The sequence below is a fragment of the bacterium genome (assembly GCA_021372535.1).
Classification (GTDB): domain Bacteria; phylum Latescibacterota; class Latescibacteria; order Latescibacterales; family Latescibacteraceae; genus JAFGMP01.
Window position 1 is genome coordinate 1 of record JAJFUH010000100.1, and the last position, 3,289, is coordinate 3,289.

Genomic DNA, 3,289 nt, shown 5'->3' on the forward strand with positions numbered 1-3,289 from the left:
CGGTATCTATTGCGAAAAAACGTAGTGAAACATTTCGTCATATATAAAACATCAAGGTACATATCATGCATAAGGAAGCATACACGTGGGATTCGGAGGAATATTCCCGGCATTCTTCCGCCCAGTATGAATGGGCGCTGGAGCTGATCGGGAAACTCGGCCTCCAGGCTACAGAATCGGTGCTCGACATCGGCTGCGGGGATGGCAAGGTCACCGCCGCTCTTGCTGCTCGTGTTCCGGATGGCTGTGTGGTCGGCATCGACAGCTCGGAAGCCATGATTTCCCTGGCCCGGCGAACGTTCCCCGAAGCGGATTTTAAAAATCTGTCATTCGACCATATGGATGCATCCCGGCTGACCTTTGAAAACCGGTTCGATGTGGTCTTTTCCAATGCCGCTCTCCACTGGGTCAGGGATCATGTGCCGGTTTTGCAGGGGATAAAAAGAAGTCTCAGGCCGCCGGGGAGAATACTGCTCCAGATGGGCGGTGATGGAAATGCACACGGGATACTGTCGGTGATTGACGAGTTAATGGTGCGGGATGCCTGGCGCCCATATTTCGGGAATTTTATTTTCCCGTATGGATTTTATGGCCCCGATGATTACAGGAAATGGCTTGCTCTGGCCGGATTGAGGGAGAAACGGATCGAGCTTATACCGAAAGACATGAAACAGAAGGGCAGGGAAGGCCTGTCGGGCTGGATAAGAACGACCTGGCTGCCCTATACGGAACTGGTGCCGTCGCATATGAGAGAGACGTTTATCGCCGAAATTGTCGATATATATCTCAGGGACAATCCCATCGATGATTCGGGCTATATCCATGTATCCATGGCTCGTCTCGAAGTCGAGGCTGAAAATTGCTGAAACGGCGTTAGTGGCTCCGGTTTAAGCTGCCTTTACACAGGATTCTCATACACGTGGGAGACTGCGATGTTAAAATTGAGGCTTCTGGGAGTATTGTTCTGGATCGGTGCCGTTAATACGTTTGCGTTCGGTGCGGAGACAAAAGAGATACGGCTCGATGCCGCCGGTCTTGAACGTGATGCCCGGCTGGTTGGGACGCTCCTCGATCGCAGGCATAATGTCATTACGCTCGATGATTCCGAGCTCATAGAGGATGACGCTCCTGGTTCCGGCGTTCCCGAAGGGATGGATGTCAAGGAGCGTGCATGGGTTGAACATCTCAGGAAGGGAATTGTCATAAAGAAAATCCTCATGCTCGATGATGCCTCCGCATTTTCCGGCCGTCTCGTATTCGAGGGCACGGAGAAAAAAGGCAACACGGAGCCGCTCCATATTTCACTGAACGGGGTTGAATTCACCCGTCCCGCTTCATCGTATGCGTTCCCTTATTCCCGACAGTATACCGAGTACACCCCCTATGACTGCTGGTATTTCGTCGATATCCCTTCCGGCGCGCTCAGGAGGGGCGAGAATGAAATCCTCATGTGGGCGGAGAGCGATTCGACATCGTGGTATGTTTTTATTGCGGTCGACAGCGAGTTTGCCCGCGGCTCGGTAACCCGCACTCATCACCCCAACCGGTCGTTCAAGAGCGGCGACAGCGGCAGGACATGGAGCGACAGCAGGCTGGGGTGGTGCGATAAGGTGGACGGCGAATATTCGGTACGGCTCAGTCTCGACCGCTATGTCCGGTCGGGGGAGTATATTTCACCGGTTATGGATATCATCGGCGGGACATGCCCGTTAAAAATGAATGCCGTAATACGGAAAGTCGATGTCGCAATTGACATTGAAACTCCAAACAGCACCGAAGCGCTTGTCATGACACGGTTCGGCTCAAGCCCGCGGACCGACGATCCTTCCTGGACACCGTGGACAGCCACCGGGACGGTCGATGAGAAAACAGACCCCGGCAACAGGCGTTACTTCCAGTGGAAAGCTGAGCTCTCATCGGGAAATCGGCTCAGAAGTCCGAAAATAAAGGGTTTATCTCTTTCCGCTGAATGGGAAGATCGTTCACCCAACAAAAAGCTCGGTATAGCGGTCGAGGTTATTCACAACGGCCATGTGGCGCGGTCGTCCTATCCATTCACCTATGAAAATTACCTTCATCCCGGGCTGGAAAAATACCGTAAAGACGCGAAACTCGATAAAATCGTCGAGGGCGCTTCGGGCGAATTCGAGATCATGATGCGCCTTCTCAACTGGGCGTACCATATCCCCGTGACGAACAATGCCTATTCATGGAACTGGAACGAAGTCGTCCACCTCGAAAAGGGCGAGAAAGGCATGCCCCGGCTCCAGACAGATTACGAGGGCAGAAGGCGCGATGCCATGTGCCTCTATTCGAACCAGGCGCTTATCGGGGCCATGCTTGCCATGGGATATCAGGCCCGTCATATCAATATCAACAGTGAAACTGAAGCAGGCCATGAGGTTACGGAAGTATGGTCGAACGAATTCAACAAGTGGATTTACATGGACGCCACCCGCGATTATTATTATTTCGATGCCGAAACCGGAATTCCCCTCGATCTTCTCGAAATACACGACCGCTGGGCAGCGGAACTGCACCGTACCGTTTCATGGGACAAACCCCTCATACCCGAAAACGCGGATGAGATTGCCGCGCGTGTTTCCATAGGAATCCGTGAGGGCAACAACCCCGTAAGTATCATAACCGATGGCCGTCACCTTCTCGAAATCACGGGATATTTCCGTATAATCCCCCGGAACGATTTTCTCTCGAATCCCCTTCCGGTTCCGGTTCATACCGGCGCCTCGGCATGGGGATGGAACGGATTTTTGAATTACTATGACGATACGTTTCCGAGACGGTATGAACACCAGCTCCAGTCCGGACGGGCTCTTGATTTTTACGAGCCTCTCGACCAGGCCGAGGTTCATCTCCTCGAAACTGCGGAACCCGGTGTGCTGATGGTCGATGTTAACACGTTCACTCCCGGATTCGATACATTCATGGTACGCGCCAATGAAGGGAAATGGGTTGAACAACGGGAACCATCATGGCTGTGGGCGCTCAAACCCGGAAATAACCGTCTCGATGTGCGGGTCAGGAACGTGCGCGGTGTGTTCGGCCCGATAAGCTCACTGATGGTGACGTGCAATCCGTGAGACAGTAAATAGTTCATGGTTTATGGTTTGTGGTTATTGCTCCGGTGCAGTAGTGTCCGGTTAAAATTGCTATAAATATTTGAAAAATCTTGTAAATAGGGCTTTTACCGGCATGTGTATTGTTTTTGATTTGGTTATTGCCCCTTTTCTCAACCCGAACTCACCCCTCAATCCCCTCTCTTGCCTCA

Annotated in this window: 2 protein-coding genes; both read left to right on the plus strand. The window is 52.3% G+C overall.

Annotation, left to right across the window (positions count from 1 at the left end; translation table 11 throughout):
• Positions 1–65: 65 nt before the first annotated feature.
• The gene (locus LLG96_09360) at positions 66–866 is read left to right on the plus strand and encodes a methyltransferase domain-containing protein (GenBank protein ID MCE5250411.1); all 801 of its coding nucleotides are present in this window, start codon (positions 66–68) and stop codon (positions 864–866) included.
• Positions 867–932: 66 nt separating this feature from the next.
• Entirely contained in the window at positions 933–3,101 is a 2,169-nt protein-coding gene (locus LLG96_09365; protein MCE5250412.1) for a hypothetical protein, read from the plus strand.
• The last annotated feature ends 188 nt before the right edge of the window (positions 3,102–3,289 follow it).

Bases quoted from the DNA above. Each gene is read 5' to 3' on its own strand.
- LLG96_09360 (MCE5250411.1), top strand. From the start codon at position 66: ATGCATAAGGAAGCATACACGTGGGATTCGGAGGAATATTCCCGGCAT.
- LLG96_09365 (MCE5250412.1), top strand. From the start codon at position 933: ATGTTAAAATTGAGGCTTCTGGGAGTATTGTTCTGGATCGGTGCCGTT.